The organism is Rhizobium sp. SEMIA4064 (assembly GCF_003025035.1).
Taxonomy (GTDB): Bacteria; Pseudomonadota; Alphaproteobacteria; order Rhizobiales; family Rhizobiaceae; genus Rhizobium; species Rhizobium paranaense.
In genome coordinates this window covers 13,542-34,508 of record NZ_PYJN01000008.1, presented here as the reverse complement: position 1 = coordinate 34,508, position 20,967 = coordinate 13,542, and the positions used below count along the sequence as shown (strand labels likewise).

General features: G+C 60.1%; 23 protein-coding genes and 2 pseudogenes. 12 read left to right on the top strand and 13 right to left on the bottom strand.

Going from position 1 to position 20,967, the window contains the following annotated elements:
* Positions 1-12: 12 nt before the first annotated feature.
* The 5 genes and pseudogenes from C9E91_RS05215 to C9E91_RS19720 form a co-directional block, all read right to left on the bottom strand.
* Positions 13-717 (bottom strand): cytochrome c oxidase subunit 3, encoded by a 705-nt coding sequence (locus C9E91_RS05215; protein ID WP_107107312.1) that lies wholly within the window; start codon positions 715-717, stop codon positions 13-15.
* Complete coding sequence (locus tag C9E91_RS05210; protein ID WP_107107311.1) at positions 714-2,492, bottom strand: cbb3-type cytochrome c oxidase subunit I; 1,779 nt, start codon at positions 2,490-2,492, stop codon at positions 714-716. Before C9E91_RS05210 ends, C9E91_RS05215 begins: the two co-directional genes overlap by 4 nt.
* Positions 2,493-2,548: 56 nt before the next feature.
* Positions 2,549-3,364: a cytochrome c oxidase subunit II gene (locus C9E91_RS05205; protein WP_107107310.1), complete on the bottom strand. Its 816-nt coding sequence runs from the start codon at positions 3,362-3,364 to the stop codon at positions 2,549-2,551.
* 230 nt (positions 3,365-3,594) lie between these two features.
* The gene (locus C9E91_RS05200; RefSeq protein ID WP_107107309.1) at positions 3,595-3,981 is read right to left on the bottom strand and encodes a c-type cytochrome; all 387 of its coding nucleotides are present in this window, start codon (positions 3,979-3,981) and stop codon (positions 3,595-3,597) included.
* Positions 3,982-4,083: 102 nt separating this feature from the next.
* Positions 4,084-4,239, bottom strand: a pseudogene (locus C9E91_RS19720) (DUF2189 domain-containing protein); the annotation flags it as partial.
* Positions 4,240-4,653: 414 nt separating this feature from the next.
* Here C9E91_RS19720 and C9E91_RS05195 point away from each other — a divergent pair.
* The 3 genes from C9E91_RS05195 (at position 4,654) to C9E91_RS05185 (ending at position 5,953) form a co-directional block, all read left to right on the top strand.
* Positions 4,654-5,028, top strand: a complete 375-nt coding sequence (locus C9E91_RS05195; RefSeq protein ID WP_107107308.1) for a nuclear transport factor 2 family protein — start codon at positions 4,654-4,656, stop codon at positions 5,026-5,028.
* A 365-nt stretch (positions 5,029-5,393) separates the two neighbouring features.
* The gene (locus C9E91_RS05190; protein ID WP_107107307.1) at positions 5,394-5,645 is read left to right on the top strand and encodes a type II TA system antitoxin, ParD family; all 252 of its coding nucleotides are present in this window, start codon (positions 5,394-5,396) and stop codon (positions 5,643-5,645) included.
* Positions 5,642-5,953, top strand: a complete 312-nt coding sequence (locus tag C9E91_RS05185) for a type II toxin-antitoxin system RelE/ParE family toxin (RefSeq protein WP_107107306.1) — start codon at positions 5,642-5,644, stop codon at positions 5,951-5,953. The genes C9E91_RS05190 and C9E91_RS05185 overlap by 4 nt, the downstream gene beginning before the upstream one ends.
* Positions 5,954-6,096: 143 nt before the next feature.
* On the opposite strand, the pseudogene C9E91_RS05180 reads toward C9E91_RS05185, so the two are convergent.
* A pseudogene (locus C9E91_RS05180) lies at positions 6,097-6,330 on the bottom strand (type II toxin-antitoxin system VapC family toxin); the annotation flags it as partial.
* Between the two features lies 1 nt (position 6,331).
* Positions 6,332-7,045 carry a GntR family transcriptional regulator gene (locus C9E91_RS05175; RefSeq protein ID WP_107107305.1) on the bottom strand — a complete coding sequence of 238 codons (714 nt, stop codon included), beginning with the start codon at positions 7,043-7,045 and terminating at the stop codon, positions 6,332-6,334.
* A gap of 267 nt (positions 7,046-7,312) precedes the next feature.
* Between C9E91_RS05175 and C9E91_RS05170 the strand changes: the two genes are divergently transcribed.
* The 5 genes from C9E91_RS05170 to C9E91_RS05150 all read left to right on the top strand — a co-directional run bounded on the left by C9E91_RS05170 (position 7,313) and on the right by C9E91_RS05150 (position 12,278).
* On the top strand, positions 7,313-8,401 hold the full coding sequence (locus C9E91_RS05170) for an ABC transporter ATP-binding protein (RefSeq protein WP_107107304.1): 1,089 nt from the start codon (positions 7,313-7,315) through the stop codon (positions 8,399-8,401).
* 29 nt (positions 8,402-8,430) lie between these two features.
* On the top strand, positions 8,431-9,729 hold the full coding sequence (locus tag C9E91_RS05165; protein ID WP_107107303.1) for an ABC transporter substrate-binding protein: 1,299 nt from the start codon (positions 8,431-8,433) through the stop codon (positions 9,727-9,729).
* Between the two features lie 72 nt (positions 9,730-9,801).
* Entirely contained in the window at positions 9,802-10,719 is a 918-nt protein-coding gene (locus C9E91_RS05160; RefSeq protein WP_107107302.1) for an ABC transporter permease, read from the top strand.
* Position 10,720: 1 nt separating this feature from the next.
* Positions 10,721-11,542, top strand: a complete 822-nt coding sequence (locus C9E91_RS05155; protein WP_107107301.1) for an ABC transporter permease — start codon at positions 10,721-10,723, stop codon at positions 11,540-11,542.
* 4 nt (positions 11,543-11,546) lie between these two features.
* Positions 11,547-12,278, top strand: coding sequence for an aspartate/glutamate racemase family protein (locus C9E91_RS05150; protein ID WP_107107300.1), 732 nt, complete (start codon positions 11,547-11,549; stop codon positions 12,276-12,278).
* 65 nt (positions 12,279-12,343) lie between these two features.
* Here the strand turns inward: C9E91_RS05150 and C9E91_RS05145 are convergent, their stop codons facing one another.
* A complete protein-coding gene (locus tag C9E91_RS05145) occupies positions 12,344-12,652 on the bottom strand; it encodes a hypothetical protein (protein ID WP_107107299.1) in 309 nt (102 codons plus the stop codon).
* Between the two features lie 258 nt (positions 12,653-12,910).
* On the opposite strand from C9E91_RS05145, the gene C9E91_RS05140 reads away from it, so the two are divergent.
* From C9E91_RS05140 to C9E91_RS05125, 4 genes are all read left to right on the top strand, one after another.
* Positions 12,911-13,360, top strand: a complete 450-nt coding sequence (locus C9E91_RS05140) for an ester cyclase (protein WP_107107298.1) — start codon at positions 12,911-12,913, stop codon at positions 13,358-13,360.
* A gap of 156 nt (positions 13,361-13,516) precedes the next feature.
* Positions 13,517-14,584 (top strand): bifunctional DNA-binding transcriptional regulator/O6-methylguanine-DNA methyltransferase Ada, encoded by a 1,068-nt coding sequence (gene ada, locus C9E91_RS05135; protein ID WP_245407427.1) that lies wholly within the window; start codon positions 13,517-13,519, stop codon positions 14,582-14,584.
* A 72-nt stretch (positions 14,585-14,656) separates the two neighbouring features.
* Positions 14,657-15,280: a hypothetical protein gene (locus tag C9E91_RS05130; protein WP_107107296.1), complete on the top strand. Its 624-nt coding sequence runs from the start codon at positions 14,657-14,659 to the stop codon at positions 15,278-15,280.
* 116 nt (positions 15,281-15,396) lie between these two features.
* The gene (locus C9E91_RS05125) at positions 15,397-16,146 is read left to right on the top strand and encodes a 2OG-Fe(II) oxygenase (protein WP_107107295.1); all 750 of its coding nucleotides are present in this window, start codon (positions 15,397-15,399) and stop codon (positions 16,144-16,146) included.
* Between the two features lie 6 nt (positions 16,147-16,152).
* On the opposite strand, the gene C9E91_RS05120 is transcribed toward C9E91_RS05125, so the two are convergent.
* The 5 genes from C9E91_RS05120 to C9E91_RS05100 are packed head-to-tail and all read right to left on the bottom strand — an operon-like array spanning position 16,153 to position 20,901.
* Complete coding sequence (locus C9E91_RS05120; RefSeq protein WP_107107294.1) at positions 16,153-17,226, bottom strand: ABC transporter ATP-binding protein; 1,074 nt, start codon at positions 17,224-17,226, stop codon at positions 16,153-16,155.
* Positions 17,223-18,152 (bottom strand): PfkB family carbohydrate kinase, encoded by a 930-nt coding sequence (locus C9E91_RS05115; protein ID WP_107107293.1) that lies wholly within the window; start codon positions 18,150-18,152, stop codon positions 17,223-17,225. Before C9E91_RS05115 ends, C9E91_RS05120 begins: the two co-directional genes overlap by 4 nt.
* The gene (locus C9E91_RS05110; protein WP_107107292.1) at positions 18,153-19,175 is read right to left on the bottom strand and encodes an SIS domain-containing protein; all 1,023 of its coding nucleotides are present in this window, start codon (positions 19,173-19,175) and stop codon (positions 18,153-18,155) included.
* Complete coding sequence (locus C9E91_RS05105; RefSeq protein ID WP_107107291.1) at positions 19,172-20,017, bottom strand: carbohydrate ABC transporter permease; 846 nt, start codon at positions 20,015-20,017, stop codon at positions 19,172-19,174. The genes C9E91_RS05110 and C9E91_RS05105 overlap by 4 nt, the downstream gene beginning before the upstream one ends.
* Positions 20,017-20,901 (bottom strand): carbohydrate ABC transporter permease, encoded by an 885-nt coding sequence (locus tag C9E91_RS05100; protein WP_107107290.1) that lies wholly within the window; start codon positions 20,899-20,901, stop codon positions 20,017-20,019. The genes C9E91_RS05105 and C9E91_RS05100 overlap by 1 nt, the downstream gene beginning before the upstream one ends.
* Between the last annotated feature and the right edge of the window lie 66 nt (positions 20,902-20,967).

Genomic DNA, 20,967 nt, shown 5'->3' with positions numbered 1-20,967 from the left:
CGTCGAAGCTCCTCAGGTGACCAATTGACGGCAGAGATCGGCGAAACTATTGGCCCAGCCGGCAAAAAGCGCAAAAAGGACCAGCCAGACAACGAGCATGAAATGCCAGTAGATGGCGCAGAGATCGACGCTCAGGCGCACTCTCGCCTGCCCGACGTTGCCTTGGGCACGGATTGTCGTGCGCCCGAGCACGAAAAGCCCGCCAAGAATGTGCAGGCCGTGCAGCCCGGTAATCATGTAGAAGAAGCTGTTCGATGGATTGTCGGCGAGCACATAGCCCGCCGCAACCAATTGCCGCCACGCCAAAACCTGCCCGACAAGGAAAAGAACGGCGAGCACCAAAGCCACCGCAAGAGCCGTGTTCAGCATCTCGCTGCGGTCAAGACGGGCTTCGGTTTTCGCCCATTGCAGGGCGACGCTACTGGCGGCAAGGGCGGCCGTATTCACCCAAAGCATCCGAGGGATGGGAATGCTCCACCAATCGGAGCCGCTGAGGCGTGTCAAGTAGGCGCTGATGAGGAGCGCGAATAAGGCGCCGACGACGGCGAGAAAGATGCCGAGACCGACTTTTGCCGTTGTCTCCGACGATCCCCGCATCTCCGGCGCATCGTCCACCAAGCCCGTTTCCAACCAGGGCTTCGAGGTCAGCCTCTGCCGCGCCATCCACCAGGCGATGATGCAGGCAATCCCCGCCATGAAGATGAGAATGGCGCTCATGACGACGCCCTTTCGGGCAATCGGCTTGGCGCCGGCTGGTTCTGCGGAATGAAGTCCTGATCCGCGCCGGGCACACTGTAATCATAGGGCCAGCGATAGACGATCGGCAGCTCCTTGCCCCAATTTCCATGCGCAGGCGGCGTTTGCGGCGTCTGCCATTCCAATGTCGTTGCCCGCCAGGGATTGCCGCCCGCCTGCCGGCCCCAGCGTAGGCTCCAGGCGAGATTGAACAGGAAGAGAATCTGTGCAGCGCCGACGATCAGCGCGGCGACGGTGATGAACATGTTCAGCGTATGCGCTGACGGCGGAATGAAGGCCGTTTCGCCGAGCTCGTAATAGCGGCGCGGCACCCCCATCAGACCGAGATAGTGCATCGGGAAGAAGATCGCATAGGCGCCGAGGAAGGTGATCCAGAAGTGGATATGGCCCATCGTCACGTTCAGCATGCGCCCGGTGACTTTCGGATACCAATGGTGGATTGCGCCGAAGATCACCAGGATCGGCGCGACCCCCATCACCATGTGGAAATGGGCGACGACGAACATGGTGTCTGACAGCGGCACGTCGACGACGACATTGCCGAGAAAGAGGCCGGTCAGCCCGCCATTGATGAAGGTGACGATGAAGGCCAGAGCAAACAGCATCGGCATTGTCAGATGGATATCGCCGCGCCAGAGCGTCAGTACCCAGTTATAGACCTTGATTGCCGTCGGAATGGCGATGATCAAAGTCGTGGTCGCAAAAAAGAACCCGAAGTTCGGGTTCATGCCGCTGACATACATGTGATGCGCCCATACGACGAAGCTCAGCGCTGCGATGATGACGATCGCCCAAACCATCATCCGATAGCCGAAGATGTTCTTGCGCGCATGCGTGCTGATCAGATCCGAGACGATGCCGAAGGCTGGAAGTGCAACGATATAGACTTCGGGGTGACCGAAGAACCAGAAGAGATGCTGGAACAGGATGGGGCTGCCGCCCCCTTGCTGCAACTGCTGGCCCATCTCGACGATGGCAGGCATGAAGAAGCTCGTGCCGAGCAAGCGGTCGAACAGCATCATGACGGCGGCGACGAAGAGGGCCGGGAAGGCGAGCAGCGCCATGACGGTTGCGGTGAAAATCCCCCATACCGTCAGGGGCATCCGCATCAGGGTCATGCCGCGGGTGCGTCCCTGCAGCACCGTGACGACATAGTTCAGCCCGCCCATGGTAAAGCCGATGATGAACAGGATCAGCGATGACAGCATCAGGATGATGCCCCAGTCACGCCCTCCCGGCGTGCCCGATAGAAGAGCCTGCGGCGGATAGAGCGTCCAGCCGGCGCCCGTCGGTCCGCCGGGCGCGAAAAAGCCGACGACCAGCACGATGACGGCAAGCAGGTAGAGCCAGTAGCTCAGCATATTCGCATAGGGAAACACCATATCGCGCGCGCCGAGCATCAGGGGGATCAGATAGTTGCCGAACCCGCCGAGGAACAGCGCCGTCAGCAGGTAGATCACCATGATCATGCCGTGCATGGTGATGAACTGGTAATAGTGGTCCGCATCGATAAAGGAGAAGTAGCCGGGAAAGCCGAGCTGCAGGCGCATGAGCCAGGACAGCACCAGCGCCACCATGCCGATGGAGATGGCGGTTAGAGAATACTGAATGGCGATGATCTTGGCATCCTGGCTGAAGACATATCTCGTCCACCAGCTTTTCGGATGATAAAGCTCCACATCCTCGACTTCAGCGGGCTGGATGACCTGCTCGGTGCCCGATCCAATATCGACCATATTCCATCCTCCCTGTTCCTTCCGATGCGGCCTTCCTCTTCAGGTACCGGTCGCACTTACTTGGCCGCCGACTTCTCCGCAGACGCCAGCGATTTCGCGAAAGTCGGCTGCTGCTGCAGCCAGGCTTGATAGGCGGTGTCGGTATCGACGACGACCGTGCCGCGCATTTGTGGATGACCGACGCCGCATAGCTCCGCGCAGAGAACCTCGAAGGTTCCCGTCCGCGTCGGCGTGAACCAATAATAGGTGACCGTGCCGGGGATCATATCCATCTTGGCCCGGAACTCCGGCACGTAGAAATCGTGCAGCACGTCGATCGAGCGCAGCAGCACCTTCACCGACTTGCCGGCCGGTATATGCAGTTCGCCACCCTCGACGATAACGTCATCCAGGCCCGCAGGATCATTCTTGTCCAGACCGAGCGGGTTGTCCGGAGTGACGTCGCGCGTATTCGCCCGCCCAAGCCGCCCGTCCGCCCCCGGCAGCCGGAAGCTCCATTGCCATTGCTGACTGACGACTTCGACCTCGCTGGCATCGGCGGGGACCGTGACGAATTGTTTCCACACGAAGAGGCCCGGCGCGAGCATTGCCGCGACGCCGATCGCGGTTCCGGCGGCAAGCCACCATTCCAACCGCTTGTTTTCGGGCTGGTATGCCGCCTGGTTTCCGGCGCGGTGCCTGAAACGGAAGACGCAATAGGCAACGAACAGCACGACGACGGTGAAGACGACGCCGGTGATCCAGAACGTGATGATAATCGTGTTGTCGATATAGCTCCAATTGGAAGCGATCGGCGTCCACCACCAAGGGCTCAGCAGGTGGAACGTGATCGATCCCACTACCAGTAGAACGAGAACCAATACGACAGCCATCGTCTCCTCCCTGACCCGGCCGAGCGTTTCCACAATCCCATCGCGAAACGTTTTAGTATTATCTCATGAACAAATCACACGGGCAATTGCAGCAACGGCAGCTGTTCATCCGGCGAACCACACGGGGCATATCAACGCCGCGGGCCGGATCGGCGGCGTCCATCATTGAGCCGAGCTCCCGCCGATCCGACGGCGACATAGAAAACAGCTCATCCGCATCAGGCATCTCGCTATTTGGAATATTGCTTCAGATAGGCGATCAGATTGGTAATCTCGGTGTCATCCTTTATCCCGGTGAAGGTCATCTTCGTGCCCTTCACCTTTGCCTGGGGCGCATGCAAATAGTCGCGCAGCGACGTCTCGTTCCATACCAGGCCATCCTTGCCCGCCTGCTGCATGGCGGGCGAATAGGCGAAATTTGGATGTGTTCCGGCCGTCCTGCCGAACAAGCCGTTCAGCGAAGGGCCGACTTTGTTCTGATCGGTTTCGGCGATATGACAGATGGCGCATTTCTTGAAGACGGTGGCGCCGGCCGTGGCGTCACCCTCCTGCGCGAGGGCATCAAGCGGTAGAGCAAAGGCGAAAAGCAGACAGATCGGAAGAAAACGGTAAGACATGGCAATCCTCATTCTCTTCATCGCTATCCCAACCAAGGCGACTGCCATCTGACAGTTCGCAACGGCTTGGAGGATGATCCCACGGAAAATTTTCTTGTGAATTCAAAGCGTGCGGTTCGGATAGGCGGAGGCAATCAATTTTCGATATAAATGCCAGGTCGGATGCCCGAGGATGGGCATGACGACAAAGCTGGCAAAGATCGGGATCGTGCCGACGACGAGCAGCGCCGCGACGATCAATCCCAAAAGCGCGGCCGGCCATGACATGAAACGCCGCCACAGCAGCTCTCCTCCACCACCACGATCCGGCTAACAGTGCGAAGATGCCCGGCAAATTTCTACCGACACGTCAAACCGCAACCGGTAGTCTAGTTTTATCAAATCTCTTTGCCTTTGTCGCCTATTCCTTAAATTAGATGTTCGTCATTTCTTGTGGTAACGATCAAGCGGGGACATATGATCTCAAGCAGCCCATAAGGCGCCGTAGCGAACTCGTCGCAGGCGTTCATTCAGGATGCCGCTACCCTTGTCGCGAATTTTGAGGTTTCAGAGGGAGGCCGAGGCCTGCTTCAGGTGCGGCCCACAGTTCATTCTACTGAGCTGCCGCCGCGCAATGGCTGGAAAAACACCACGCCCTGAGAGAGTCATGCATCGTCAGATGGGAAATCCGATATGGAAGATCAAAAATTCAGAATGGCACTCGAACAGCATTGGGCCGCTTCGGACGCCGGGGATTTCGAACTGGAACATGAAATTTATCAGGACAACGCTCTCCTCGAATATCCTCAGTCCGGCGAGCGGATCCACGGTCGTCGAAAGATTCAGGAAAGCCGGTTCGCTCAACCAAACAAGAAGCGCTTCAGCGTCCGCCGCATCGTTGGCAGCGGCGAACTCTGGGTTACGGAATTCGTCCTCACCTACGATGGCATGCCTTCCCACGCCGTAAGCATCATGGAACTCACGGATGGTCTTGTGGCGAAAGAGACCCAATACTTCGCGAATCCTTTTGATCCGGCGCAGTCGCGCGCGCACCTGGTCGATCGATAATGGGCAATCGTGTTGATTGGGGGGCACGGAGTTGATCTTGTCCCCAGCTACAGGAAAAGGGTTCTCTTCCGCACCAAGTACGAAAGTTCGACGCTGCGCGACTATCTGGGCGTTTCACGCCTAGCTCTCGCGTAACTTTTCAGAGCCGGCAAGTTGCAGATCGCCGTCCGCAGTTCGATTCTCATCAACTGCAATGCACACGTCGAGTGACCGGGTTCGGTTCTGCTCCCGTCAAGGGCTGGATAGGCGGATCGGCATCTTCTTCGAAATAGCATATCCGTCCAAATGACATCAGAGCATCGCGGCCGTAGCCACATACCCACATATGTGCTAATGTGGGTCTCCATAGTTCAGGAACACGTGAGATGAGCCGATTGACGATCGACATAACGGACCAGCAACATCAAAGCTTAAAGGCGCTGGCGGCTTTGCAGGGCAAGACAATCAAGCAGTATGCACTCGAGCGCCTCTTTCCCGGAGACACAGATGGAGAACGAGCCTGGGAGGAGCTGAAGACGTTAATGAACACGCGCATCAATGAAGGGCTCGCCGGAAAACTGTCGACCAAAACCGTAAGCGAGATCCTCGACGAGGAGATTGCCGAGGGTCGTGCTTGACGGCCTACATTCTTACCGCAGAGGCGGAATCTGATCTACGTTCGGTAATCCGCTACACACGAGCTCAATGGAGTGCCGCCCACGTACGCCGCTACGTCTCGGCGTTGGAGCGAGGTATCGCAAACCTTGCCGTGGGCAAAGCTCCTTTCAAGGATATGAGCGCGCTTTATCCGGCGTTACGAATGGCGCGATGCGAACATCACTACGTCTTTTGTCTGCTTCGAGAGGAGGCGCCTGCCCTTATCGTGGCAATTCTTCATGAACGCATGGATCTCATGAAGCGTTTGGCTGCTCGTCTGAACGAATGATTTTTGGACGAAGGCGAGATGGCCCGAGCGAAAGGCCAATAAATCGTTGTTGTCGAGTGGTTCAAAGGGGGATCGCCTGTTCTGATCCCTCAAGAGCGAGAGATCGGAAAAATCCGGAAGCCTCGGCAGCACCATTTAGGTGTTTAGTTGCGTGCATTGCCCGGTGTATGCAGTGAAGCGCCTGCCTTTTCGGCCGCCGCCTGCAGGCGCTTGTCCCTGGTCCATAACGCCGCTCGCCGATCAAGCAGTATCGAGGCGAGCAAATGGGCATCTGTATAGCCGATGCCCATACTGAAAATGCCATGGCGATCAATCATTGTCATCACTTCGTCGTGCGTTGCGACGAACGCTTGGCGCTGGGCCGCCAGGAAAGCTAGTCTAAGGCTCGAAGGCTTCCTTCAGGCCGAAGCTCTTGCGCTCTCGCAGATCGAGATCCGCTTCGATGTGCGAAATATGGTGGAGCATGAGATGGCACGCCGTCTCGATATCGTTGCGCTCGATGGCAGCGATGATGTCGCCATGTTCCGCATGGCCGCAGCTCGACGCGCTCGACTGGCCGTAGAGCGCGATCACGAGCGACGAGCGGGCGACGAGCTCTTCCATGAAGCGCTGCATGATCAAATTGCCGGAGATCGAGGCGAGCATAAGATGAAAATCGCCCGACGCCTTGATTTCGGCGCGGCGCGCGGACTGGCCGCGCTCGTTCATGAGCCGGCCTTCCTCAAGCAGAAGCTGCTTCAGGTGTTGAACCTCTGAGGGCGTGATCCTTCTTGCCGCTTCGCAGAGAATGCCGGGCTCCACCAGACGGCGGGCAGCGAAGATGTGCCGGGCTTCGTCTGGAGAAGGATAGGCTACGAAAGCGCCACGGTTCTTCTCGACGCTGACAAGTCCTTCATAGGAGAGGGCCTGCAAGGCGGCGCGCGCCAGCGTCCGGCTGACGTTGAAGAGATTGCCGACATCGCTTTCCGAAAGTTTCGTGCCTGGCGAAAGCCTGCGCTCGACGATCGCTTCGCGAATGGCGTCGCGGATCTGCTGCGCACCGGTTTCAGTGGAATCGGAGGTTGTTTGAAGCGCGTCGACTGTGGAGGTCATGAAATCGGATACCTGATAATCGGCGTGATGGTATCCGTATTCCTTACAAAAGTTAAATGGAATTTGCCGCAAAATGGCGGTTAAATTGTATACGATTTTATGCCGATATTGCAGACAAAAGCCTATTTCGTGTGCAGACGAGTGTTTACCTCTCCCGAGGCAATTTTCTGAGTTTGCCGCAAAAAATCATGATTCACAAAGAGTTGGTGCGCTGCACCAGAATTGGCACGGCAGATGCATTGTCTTTCTCAAACAGAGGAAGACACGATGTCGAAAGCGGCAGAGATCGATATAGCATCCGTTTCGAAGGTCTATGGCACGACGACCGCCGTGCATGCGATCAGCCTGAAGATTCCGGCCGGCTCCTATTGCTGCTTTCTAGGGCCGTCCGGCTGCGGCAAGACATCGACCCTTCGCATGATCGCCGGTCATGAAAGCATTTCGTCGGGCGATATCCGCCTCGGAAACATCGTCGTCACCGATTTTCCGCCTGCCAAGCGCGGCACGGCGATGATGTTCCAATCCTACGCGCTCTTTCCCCATCTCGACCTCATCGACAACGTCGCCTTCAGCCTGAAGATGAAGGGCGTGGACAGGGACGAGCGCCGGGCCAAGGCGCTTGAGATGCTGAAGCTGATGCAGATGGAGGCCTATGCCACGCGGCGTCCGGCGCAGCTTTCCGGCGGGCAGCAGCAACGTGTGGCGCTTGCCCGCGCGCTGATTACAGACCCCGAGGCCCTGCTGCTCGACGAGCCGCTGTCGGCGCTCGATCCGTTCCTGAAGATCCGCATGCGTGCAGAGCTGAAGAAGCTGCAGAAGACGCTCGGGATCACCTTCGTGCATGTGACGCACAGCCAGGAAGAGGCCATGGCGCTCGCCGATATCATCGTCATCATGAACGATGGCAGGATCGAGCAGGCCGCCGCGCCGCGTCAGGTCTTTGAGCGTCCGGCGACGGCCTTCGTCGCTCGCTTCATGGGGGACCACAACGTCCTCTCCGGGCGGGTTACGTCCAGTGAAGATGGCGTTCTGACGATGACAGCTCCCGAGGGGCAGACATTTTCCGTGCGCGGAACCGGCAGGGAGGTGGGCGAGGCTGTCGATATCGGCATTCGCACTGACCGCGTGAGCCTGCAGGAGGCCTCCGAAAAGGCCGTCGGCTTCAATGGCATCGTCTCCAACATCGAATATCGCGGCGCGTCGGTGAAGATCACCGTCATCGGCGCGGGCAGCGACGACTTCACGGTCATCGCGAGCGACGGCGATTATTTCGCCAAACCCGTATCGGTCGGCGATGCGGTGTCTCTGAGCTGGGCCCTGGAGGACGCAATCCTCCTTGGCCGGGCTTCCGCATGAATTTCAAGCATCACACAAGGGGAACTGACATGACGACTGAAACGAAGACGACCAAGGCGGTAAAGGGAATCTCCCGCCGCTCGCTATTGAAGACCGGCGCTGCCGCCGCCGGCGCGATCGCCGGCTCCGGCCTCATCACCGGCTTTCCGACCATCTGGGCGCAATCCAACATCACGCTTCGCCAGTTCGGCACCGGCGTTTCGAACATCAATGCGATCGCTGAGAAGTGCAAGGCCGATCTCGGCATTACGCTGGAGATGACGGCGACCGATTCCGATGCCGCCGCCCAGCGCGCGGTTACCCAGCCGGACAGCTATGACATTGCCGACATCGAATACTGGATCGCCAAGAAGGTCTTCCCGACCGGCGTCATGCAGCCGATGGACGTCAAGAAGCTCAAATATTTCGACAAGATCGTGCCGCTGTTCATCAACGGCAAGCTGAAGTCGGACAGCGTCATCGCCCAGGGCACGGCGCCGCACACGGTCGGCTTCGTCGAAGCGCAGGGCTCCAAGAAATTCGCCAAGGAGCCGACGCAGTGGATGACGATGGTTCCGACCATCTACAACGCCGACACGTTGGGTATCCGTCCGGACTTGACCGGCCGCCCGATCACGAGCTGGGCCGACATTCTCGATCCGGCCTTCAAGGGCAAGACCGCGATCCTCAATATCCCGTCGATCGGTATCATGGATGCCGCGATGATCATGGAAGCTGCCGGCAAGATCAAATATGCCGACAAGGGCAACATGACGAAGGCCGAGATCGACAAGACGATCGACTTCCTGATCAAGACCAAGGGTGACGGCCAGTTCCGCGCCTTCTGGAAGTCCTTCGACGAAAGCGTCAACCTGATGGCGTCCGGCGAAGTCGTCATCCAGTCCATGTGGTCGCCGGCCGTTGCTGCCGTTCGTTCCAAGGGCATTGCCTGCACCTTCCAGCCGCTCAAAGAAGGTTATCGCGCCTGGGGTGGCGGCCTTGGCCTCGCCTCGCATTTGAAGGGCGCGCAGCTCGACGCTGCCTATGACTATATCAACTGGTACACGTCCGGCTGGGTCGGCGGCTATCTCAACCGCCAGGGCTACTATTCCGCCTGCATGGAAACGGCCAAGCAATTCATGTCGGCCGACGAATGGGGCTACTGGATCGAGGGCAAGCCGGCGCAGGGCGATATCCTGTCTCCGGAAGGCAAGGTCATGGAGAAGGCCGGCGCCGTTCGCGATGGCGGCTCGTTCGAAGCCCGCATGGGCGCGGTCGCCTGCTGGAACTCGGTGATGGACGAAGACCGCTACATGGTTCGCCGCTGGAACGAGTTCATCGCCGCCTAAGCAGCATCGCCCTCAAATCAAATCCTCTCCCCGTAAGCGGGGGGAGGAAGCCGCAAACGGAGAAACCGGAACATGGCGACGATCGCTTCCTCAGAGACGGACCAGGCAGCGCAAAAAGCGGGTGGCGGACGTGGTTTTGGCGTGCCGCTGCGGTTCGTCTCCTATCTGCAGGCGGCGCCGCTGTTTCTGATCCTGGGCTTCTTCTTTCTGCTGCCGATTGCAATGATCGGCGTCGTCAGTTTTTGGGATTATGATTTCGCCGGTCTCTATCCCGCCTTCCTAACCACGAATTACACCGACACGCTGGGTTCGTGGGTCACCTGGAAGACCTATCTCAACACGCTGAAATTTACCGCCATCGTCTGGGCATTGACGCTGGTGATTGGCTTCTGGGTCGCCTATTTCCTCGCCTTCCATATCCGCCGCACGTCGACGCAGATGATCCTCTTCCTCGTCTGCACCGTGCCGTTCATGACGTCGAACATCATCCGCATGATCTCCTGGATCCCGGTGCTCGGGCGCAACGGGCTCGTCAATTCCACCCTGATCCAGATGGGGCTCATCCCGAAGCCGATCGAATGGCTGCTCTATTCCGATTTTGCCGTCGTGCTCGCCATGGTGCATCTCTATACGCTGTTCATGGTGACGCCGATCTTCAACACGCTGATGCGCATCGACCGCTCGCTGTTCGAAGCCGCCCGCGATGCCGGCGCCAGCGGCTGGCAGGTCCTTTGGAACGTGGTGATCCCGCTTGCCAAGCCCGGCATGGCGATCGGCACGATCTTCGTCGTCACGCTGGTCATGGCGGATTTTTCGACCGTGCAGGTCATGTCCGGCGGCCAGAGCGCCTCCATCGCGCTGATGATGAAAAACCAGATGTCGCTGCTGCAATATCCGGCGGCGGCGGCCAATGCGGTGGTGCTGCTGATCCTCGTCCTGCTGATGGTTTCCGCCATCCTGCGGATCGTCGATATCCGCAAGGAGCTTTGAGATGAACCGCGAAAAACGCAGCCTGGAATTCTACGTCCTTGCCATCTTTTTCATTGTCTTCGTGCTGTTTCTCTACGGTCCGCTTTCGGCGATCCTCATCCTTTCCTTCCAGGGACCGGATGGCGGCCTGACCTTTCCGTTGAACGGCGTCTCGCTGCATTGGTTCGCAAACCTGTTTGAGAAGCAGGCGGTCGGCGATTTCGGCGCCTCGTTCCGCCGATCGTTCATGCTGGGGTTGATGGTGATGGTCGTCACGGTCGTCGTGTCGTTGCTGGCCGGCCTGGCCTTTCGCCGCCGCTTCCGCGGAGCATCGTTGCTGTTCTACGCGACGGTCGCCAGTCTGGTGGTTCCGTCTATCATCATCTCTCTCGGCATCGGCGTCGTCTTCCAGCAGGGCGGTCTTGCGCCGGCCTGGTATTCCTCGGCCTTCGGCGCGCATCTGACCTGGACGCTGCCTTTCGGCGTGCTGATCATGTTTGCCGTTTTCAACCGTTTTTCGCCGGCTTACGAGGAGGCCGCGCGCGATCTCGGGGCAACTTCGTGGCAGACCTTCCGCCATGTCGTGCTGCCGATGATCGCACCGAGCCTGATCGGCGTCGGCCTATTCGGCTTCACGCTGTCCTATGACGAGTTTGCGCGCACGTTGATGACATCGGGCACCTACAACACCTTGCCGCTCGAAATCTACGGCATGACCACCAACGTCACCACGCCTGTGCTTTATGCGTTGGGAACGGTGACCACTCTCTTTTCCTTCACCATCATTCTCGTGGCGCTCGGCATCATGACCATGCTCGGCCGCCGGCAGGCCAAGAAAAGCTGACATCATGCGTTTATTGCTTATCAATCCGAACACTAGCGCGTCGATGACCGAGAAGGCTGCGATTGCCGCCCGGGCTGTTGCTGCGTCCGGGACGGAAATTATCGCCGCCACGTCACGGATGGGTCCAGCCTCCATCGAGGGATATTATGACGGTGCGCTTGCCGTTCCCGGCCTGCTGAGCGAACTGAGGGAACGCCGGATAATGGGCTACGATGCGGCGATCATCGCCTGTTTCGATGATACCGGGCTTGAAGCCGCGCGAGCGTTTTCGGATGTCCCCATTCTGGGGCTTTGCGAATCCGCCGTCGCGACCGCCGGCTTTCTCGCCCAGCGCTTCACGGTCGTGACGACGCTGGAGCGTTCGCGCATCCTGATCGACAATCTCGTTCAGCGTTACGGCATGGGTGGGCGGGCGAAAGTGCGCGCTTCCGATATCGCCGTGCTGGAACTCGAGGATGCCGTCTCTGGCGCAATCGGCAAGTTACGGGCGGAAATCGAACGGGCGCTCGACGAGGACGGGGCGGAGGCGATCGTGCTCGGCTGCGCCGGCATGACTGATCTTGCGCGCGAGTTACAGGCGATCTACGGCGTGCCGGTGATCGACGGCGTCGCGGCGGCGGTCAAACAGGCGGAAGCACTGGTGTCGCTCGGCCTTTCCACCAGCAAGCGCGGCTCCTATGCCTCACCGCTGCCCAAGCCCTTCATCGGCGCGATGAGCGATTTCGCACCGGTGTGAGCCTGCAGTCTCGGCCGGCTTGCGCGGCACGGCGTCGATCAAAAGTCAGCGCTATTTTCAACCGGTCACGGGCGCAGATCGGTGCTGGGGGCGCAGATCCAGATTGGGCAATTGCGCTTGTCCTTCGACGGCACCGAGCTTCGTTCACCGAAGCCGTTGCCGAGGCAGACATCGGAATTGGCGACGGCGCGATCATAGAGCAGGCCACCGGAGCCCCGGGTTGACGGATATTGCAGGATGACCGCGCGGTTTGCCTGAACGAAGGATTGGACTTCGGCGCACGACCTCGTGGCCGTCTGCAGCCGCTGGATTGCGGCTACCGGAGAGGCGGCGAAGACCGCGAACGCGGCAAGCACTATGATTTGAGCTTTCATCTACGTTCTCCCTCTGTAGCCGGCGAACTTTCCCATCAATCCAGTCGGCCGGCACCCCGTTTCTTGCTTTCAAACTTAAGCATCTCCTTTTATGCGCCATCTGTCATCATTCGTGGTGCGAAAGCCTTCGTTCGCCGGACGGATTTGATTGCACGGTAAGAACCGGAGTTTTGACCCCGCCGGATCAGCCTATCCCTTTGCTCAGGTCGTCGATCGAAATCGATGATCCCCGTTGGATACGTCAAAAAGGAAATCCACATGAGCAAAGAAGAAGACAACAAGGCCATCGTCGCGCGCTGGTTCAGCGAATTCTGGGGTGAGACCTGCGACCTATCTGTCGTTTCCGATCTCGCAGCGCCAGACATGCTGTTGAAATACTCGCTGCACGAGCCGCGTCGCGGCCATGATGACATCAAGGCTTTCATGACCGACTTCCGCACGGCATTCCCGGACCTGAATTTCTGGGGCACCGCCGATCTCATTGCCGAAGGCGACTATGTCGTCGGCCAATGGGAAGGCGGCGGCACGCATACCGGCCCGGCCTTTGCCGACTTTCTGGTCGGATCGCTGCCGGCTGCGACCGGTCGCAAGATGCACTTCACCGGTACCACCATCCTGCGCATAGAGAATGGCAGGATCGCCGAGGAAATCGGCCTTGACGACGGTGTGACGGCCCTCACGCAGCTCGGCCTTATCAAGGCCGCCTGATGCAGGGTCGCCGCCCATCATCCGGGCGGCGACCTCCTGATGATCTCCGGTCACGTAGGAATCGGGTGGCTGTGCGGCTCTTTCGCTGCCAAGAATGATGGACTTACGCCGGAACACACAGGGACGAGTGATATGACCGTGATGCCCAGAAACCGGATGATGTTTACACAAACGGCGGTGGCCGACGATCCGCGTTGGGCGCGGATCGTCGCCCGAGACCGGACCGCTGACGGCTATCTCTGGTATTCGGTGGCAACGACTGGCGTCTATTGCCGACCCTCCTGCCCTTCGCGAACTGCAAACCCCAAGAATGTGCAACTGCATGATTCGCTCGAAGCCGCCAAAGCAACGGGCTTTCGCGCCTGCAAGCGATGCAAGCCGGATAGTCTTTCCGCAGCCGGAGAGAACGCAGCCATCATCGCGCGCATTTGCCGATTGATCGAAGAGAGCGAGGAGGAACCGTCTTTGCACGAACTCGCGGATGCGGCCGGACGCAGCGTCAGCCATTTCCATCGGTTGTTCAAATCGGCAACCGGCCTGACGCCCAAGGACTATGCCTCGGCGCATCGCGCGGCAAAAGTCCGTGAAGGCCTTGCGAACGGCAACAGCGTGACCGAGGCGATCTACGATGCCGGGTTCAATTCGAGCGGGCGTTTCTATGAGAAATCCACCGATATGCTCGGAATGACGCCGACTCACTATCGATCGGGAGGTGCTGATGAAGATATCCGTTTCGCGGTCGGTCAATCGTCGCTGGGTGCGATCCTGGTTGCGTCGAGCAGGAAAGGCGTGGCGTCCATTCTCCTCGGCAGCGATCCCGACGCGCTGCTGCGCGATCTTCAGGATCGTTTTCCCAATGCCAACCTGATCGGTGCCGATGGGGATTATGAGGCCCTTGTGGCGCGTGTCGTCGGCCTAGTGGAGGCGCCAGGTCTTGGGATCGATTTGCCGCTCGACGTTCGCGGTACGGCGTTTCAGCAGCGGGTTTGGCAGGCGCTGCGGGAAATCCCGGCGGGCCGGACCGTCTCCTACGCGGAAATCGCCCGCCGGATCGGCTCGCCCAAGGCGGTGCGCGCCGTTGCCGGAGCATGCGCGGCCAACAATCTGGCTGTCGCAATTCCATGCCATCGGGTGGTGCGAAACGACGGTTCGCTTTCCGGCTACGCCTGGGGCGTGGAGCGAAAACGTGTTCTGCTGGATCGCGAAGCGACCCAAGTTCGCTGAGAGCCGGATGAGCGACGCTTTCGGCTCGCGGTATATCTGGCGCATGCCGCCCGAGCGGGGCAATATGCTGACATGAGTGCTCCCCTTCAGAACCGTGTGACACCCTTCGGCGATATCGTGGCGATCTCGCAACGAGGATTGTTCACAGGCAATCGCGGCATCATCCACGATCCGGCGACGAAAACGCTGCTGAATAAGCGCTGGTCGAGCAAGGCATGGCTGGTTTGCACTCGCGAATACAAGGGGCGGCGCCGCGATGTCATGGCCAACCGGAGCTGGACCGAGCTCTTTTTTCTGGACGAAGCGGTGGCATTAGCCGCGGGTCACCGTCCCTGCTTCTTCTGCCGGCGGGACGACGCCAAGGCATTTCGCGCGGCATGGGCAGGCGCGAGAGGGCAAGCTGAACCCTCGGTCGGTGCAATGGACGCCGTTCTCCATAGTGAACGCATGGAGCGCGGACGCAAACGGATACATCCGCTTCCCGGACCGCTCTCCGAGCTGCCGGATGGTGCGGTTATCCTGGCATCCGGTGCGGCTTGTACGATCGCCGCCGGTCGCGCCTTTCGTTGGACCGAGCATGGCTATGAACCGCCGCAAAAGCTCATCCACGCCGAAGGCATGTTGACGCCACCTTCCACATTCATGGCCCTTCGCGCCGGCTATCGGCCGATCCTTCATCCCATGATTCGGAAGTAAAATTGTCTTTCCCAGCCGAGACTTGCCGATTTGAAAGCAAGGACCGGAGTGCGGACGGATGGCTTCAGCCCTATTGTCGCCCGCAGCAACGCCCTCATCGATAAGGAGGCTAGATCATGAATGCCCATTCGAAGCTTAGTCCATCGGGCTCTTCAGTCCTGTCCGCAGAAGAGCGCGTCGCTGGGTATAACTGGCAGACGCTGTCGGAGGAGCTGAGCGGGTTCGGCTGCGCGGTCATGGAGAAGCTGCTGTCGCCTGAGGAGTGCCGGGAAATCGCCGGCCTTTATCCGCAGGAAGAGCATTTCCGCAGCCATATTCACATGGCGCGCCATGGGTTCGGCAAAGGCGAATACCGCTATTTCAAATATCCGCTGCCGGATCTGCTTGGCAGTCTGCGCACGGCGCTCTATCCGCGGTTGGCCGAGGTTGCCAACGATTGGAACATCCGCATGGGCATCGATCAGCGCTATCGTGCAAACCATGCGGCCTTTCTCAAGCAGTGCCATGATCAAGGCCAGACGCGGCCGACGCCGCTGCTGTTGCAATACGTCCCAGGCGACTTCAATTGCCTGCACCAGGACCTCTATGGCGACCTGGCATTCCCGCTGCAGGTGGCAATCCTGCTTTCCGAACCGGGCAAGGATTTCACCGGCGGCGAGTTTGTTCTGACGGAGCAGCGCCCGCGCATGCAAAGCCGCGTCGAGGTGGTGCCGCTGCGCCAGGGGGACGCTGTCGCCTTTGCGGTCCACAATCGCCCAGTCCAGGGCTCCAAGGGGAGCTATCGCGTCAACCTTAGGCACGGCGTCAGCCGTCTTCGATCGGGTATGCGCCATACCGTCGGCATCATCTTTCACGATGCGAAATGAGCGAGCCTAACGGAGGCAGCTAAGCCCGGTTTCTGCGTCAAAGAGATGTATTGCTTCATCGTCGAAGAACAGAGTCATCTTCCGATCGGCGCTGATCGGCGTGCGGGGAGCAAGGCAAGCGGTCAGCCGCTGATCTCCGGCAATGGCGGAGACCACGAGTTCGGGACCGGTCAATTCGGCGATTTCGGGCGTTGCCTCGATGGATAGAGCGCCCTGTTCCAGACGCAGTGCTTCAGGCCGTATGCCGAGAATGACATGCTGGCCTTCTTTGACCTTCCCTTTGAAGCGTTCGGGGAGCGGCAGCCGAGCGCCGGCGCCTTCCAATAGCAGCCCATCGGCGCGAACCGTGGTCTTCAGGAGATTCATCGGCGGTACGCCGACGAAGGTTGCCACATAGAGCGTTGCGGGACTGTTATAGATCTCCTCCGGCGTGCCCAACTGCTCGATCCTTCCGTCCCGCATGACCGCGATCCGGGTGGCGAGCGTCATCGCCTCGATCTGATCGTGGGTGACGTAGACGACCGTCGTCTTCAGCATCTGATGAAGACGCTTGAGCTCCGTGCGCATTTCCATGCGCAGTTTGGCATCGAGGTTCGAAAGCGGCTCGTCGAAAAGGAAGACTTCCGGCTTCCGCACAAGGGCGCGGCCGATCGCTACGCGCTGCCGTTGGCCGCCGGAAAGCTGGCTCGGCTTGCGATCCAGCAGATTTTCGATCTGAAGCAGTCTCGCAGCCTCGCGCACGGCCTTGTCGCGCTCCGCCGTCGGCACTTTGCGCATCTCAAGGCCGAAGCCGATGTTGCGGTGGACCGTCAAGTTTGGATAGAGCGCATAGGATTGGAACACCATGGCAATGTCGCGGTCTTTGGGATGCACGCCCAGAACCGAGCGATCACCTATCCGCACATCGCCACTGGTCGCCTCGGCAAGACCGGCGATGATGTTCAGCAGCGTGGACTTGCCGCAGCCGGAAGAGCCGAGCAGCACCAGGAATTCGCCGCTCTCAAGCGCGATATCGATGCCCTTCAGCGTTTCGACCTGACCATAGGTCTTGCGGATATTCTGGATCTCGAGCGCGCTCATCGTGCGGCCTCCTTCGTCGCGTTGAGCTCGCTATAGCTGCGGGGCAGGGTGGAAATGGCGCGCGAGGCGACCTCCGTTCCAGCAGCCAAACAGGTGGAAAGTATTTCGCCGCGGGCAAGTGCGGCCAGAAATGCGGCATTGAAGACGTCGCCGGCGCCGATCGTATCCACGACTTTCACCTGGGGCGCGGTGGCGGCAATGAGTGCTCCATCCCCGTCGATGGCGATCGCGCCGTCAGAACCGCGTTTGACGACGACGATCGCCCCTTCGGGCATATGCGAGCGGAGATGGCGTGCGGCGTCTGGAGGATCGTCCAAACCTGCGAGCGTGGTCGCTTCCACCTCATTCAACAGGGCAATGCGGCAGCGCGACAGCCACCCGCGCGTGGCGGTGCAATTTTCATCCGTCCAACCATTGAGCGGCCATCCGGTATCGAGTGCGAGCGCGATCCCGTGACTATCGGCCCAGTCGAACAATGCGCCGTAATCCTGCGTCAGGTCGTCCGTCAGGAAGGGACCGCAGAGAAGGGCATAACCGCCGGAAAGCGTTGATCCGTCGAGAACGGCAAAGACATCGGCAAGGCTGAGGCGCGGCAGGTGGCCGCGCGTCGTGAAGAACGTGCGTTCGCCGTCCGGATGGGTGATCCCCACCGAAAGCGTCGTGCGCTCAGGGTGCACGGGCCACTTCGCAGCCCGTTCGCCGAAAGCTTGGGCAAGCCAGTGGCCGAACTCATCGCTGCCGACACTTGCCGCGATCTCGAAGTCGACGCCCATGCCTTCCCAGGCAAGCGCGCTATTCCCCGCTGCGCCGCCGACACGCAGTTCGTCATGGTCGACGATGATCTCCGTGCCTGCCTTCGGCCAAGGTGCGGCAGGCCCGAGGATCAGGTCGACATTGACATTGCCGATGACTGCAAGCGGCTTCATTCATTCACTCCGGGTAATTTTCGTCGATCGGACCGGCGTTCCTGCATTCTCGACGCGGGCTTCCGCAAAGGCGATCATCAGCCGTTGCGCGATCGGCAGCATGGCGAAGATCGCCGCAAGACCGGTCGCCGGCTCGAAGCGAAGGGTCACGGCGCCCGCCACCGGCTCCTCACCGGATGCATCGAAGACGACGGTCGGCGCGCCGGTTTCCACGGCGGAGACGATCATCGCGGTGACAAGACCCGCCGTATTGTCCCGCCCGCGAAACAGGACGACGCCGATGTTCGGCCCGAGCATTTCCATAGGCCCGTGGCGAAGCTGTCCGCCTTCGAGCGAGAAGCAGGGGCGGCGGGACAGCTCCGTCAAACCGAGCGCAAGCGCCTCCGCAACACCCTGCAATTTGCGGCCGGACGTGACGACTGTGTCGATAGTCGCGAGTGCGGAAAGTGCCGGCGCGATATCGACGTCTCGAGGGGATTTCAAAACGGCAAGTGCCGCCACCGGGTCTTCGCCGAGCGCGGCAAGGATTGCGAGATGGAGGGCAAACGTGACGGTCAGACTGCGTGTTGCCGCAAAGGCCAGTTCCGTGCCGCCGGCGCCGACCAGGGATGGTGCAGCCTTTGCCAGGAACGAGCCGCCTTCGAGCGTCAGCCCGAATGTCTCGTCCGTGCCGCCGGTTTCGTTGAACCAACGGACGACTTCGGCGCTTTCGCCGGATTGCGAGGTAACGAAGACCGTTCGGCCCTCCAGCATCAACGGCTGGCCGAGCTGCTCGGAGAGCGGCAAGGCGATCGCATCAATGCCAAGAGCGCGATAAAGCGGCTCGACCGCGCGGTTCACCGCATGCGATCCACCCATGCCGAGGAGCAGGAGCTTCCCCGTTTTCTTCAGCGAGGAGGCTGCCTTTGCGGCCATTTCGGCAGCGCCTTGGTAGGAGGCGATGGCATCCGCATGCTGGCGCGCCATTTCGCGATCGATCGCGACAAGCCCTGTCAGTCGTGTCTTTTGTCCGGTCATGGTCATCCCTTGACGCCGCCGCTTGTCAGCCCCGAAATCAGGGCGCGTTGCATGACGAGACCGACTAGCACCGGGGGCAGGGCGGCAAGCACACCGGCGGTCGCAATCAGTCCGTAATCGGATACACGTCCGCCTGCCAAGTCGGCGATGGCGACGGTCAGGGTCTTCGCCCGCTGGTCTGACGTAAAGAGCAGCGCATAGAAGAATTCATCCCAGGCCAGCAGGAACGCGAAGAGCGCCGATGTCGCGATCACCGGCATGGCAAGCGGCAGCGTGATGATCTTCAGCGTCTGGAAGAGGCCGGCGCCGTCGATCATGGCTGCGGATTCGATCTCTTTCGGAATGGAATCGAAACCAGATTTCATGAGCCAGGTCGTGAACGGCGCGAGGATGGTGAGATAGACGAGCGCAAGCCCGAAGACGTTGTTCAGCATGCCGAGATAGGCAAGGCCCATATAGAGCGGCACGGCGAGCGCCACCGGCGGCAGCATGTAGGTGCCGATCACCATGGATAGCGACCAGCCGACGGACGGGGTGCGCGACACGGCCCAGCCCGCCGGGATGGCAAGCGCAATAGCCGCGATCGTCGCCATAGCCGCGATTTCGATGCTGTTGCGCAGCGAGGAGGTGAATGCAGCGCCGGTACTGTTCTCGATCGTCGAGAACAGCAGCCGGTAACGGGAAAAATCGGCCGTCTGCGGCCACCAGCGCAGCGGTTTCGCCGCGAGATCGGCGGCCGGCGAAATGCTCATGACGAACAGCCAGAGGATTGGCGCGAGAATGACGGCAGCAAGCAGCAGTGCCGCGACATAGATGAAGACGGTGAAGATCGGGCTCCGGCGTTCCATCAGGCAGCACTCCCAACCGTCTTGCGCACCAGCGCGGCGTAGCCGGCGGCGAGCACTGTCACCAGCAGCGTCACCATCAACGCCAATGACGCGCCGGATCCGGCCCGCTGGAAGGAGAAGGCCTCCTGATAGACAAGGATCGACAATGTCCGCGTGCTGTTGGCGGGGCCGCCGCGCGTCATGACCCAGATGATGTCGAAGACCTTGAAGGCTTCGATGGTCCGCAGCACCAGCGCCACCATCAGCGGACCCGCGAGATAGGGCAGGATCACGAAGCGAAAGCGGGCAATCGGTCCGGCGCCGTCGACCAGCGAGGCGGCGGTGATATCGCGCGGAACGGCCTGCAGCGCCGCCAGAGCAATCAGCGCGACGAGGGGAAAGTTCTTCCAGCAATCGGCGACGATCAGCGCCGAAAGGGCAGTGGCGGGCTCTCCCAGCCATGAGCGATAAGCATCGATCAGGCCTAGCTGCGTCAGCGCCGCGTTCAAGGCGCCGTATTCCGGATTATAGATCAGCCGCCAGAGCGTCGCGTTGACGACGGTCGGCAGAGCCCAAGGCAGGATCATCAGTGCACGCAACGCCGTGCGGCCGCGGAATTCCTGATTGAGCAGCAATGCGGCAAGCACGCCGATCACCATCTCGGCGGCAACGGAAATGATCGCAAACAAGGCGGTCGTGACAAGGGTCCGCTGGAAGTTCGAACCTGAGATCATCTTCGTGTAGTTATCGATCCCGACGAAACTGCCTTCAGTGCCGACGAGCTTGGCGTCAGTGAAGGAGAGACGGACGGTATCCACCAGGGGCCATCCGATAACGGCGATCATGACCACGAGGAGCGGCAGCATCAAAAGCCACGCGCGGGTCGTCATCCAGGTGCCGGACATTTTTAGGCCACCCTTTTTATTTGTCGGACTGGATTGGAAACGGGCGGCGCTTTGCGCCACCCGTTG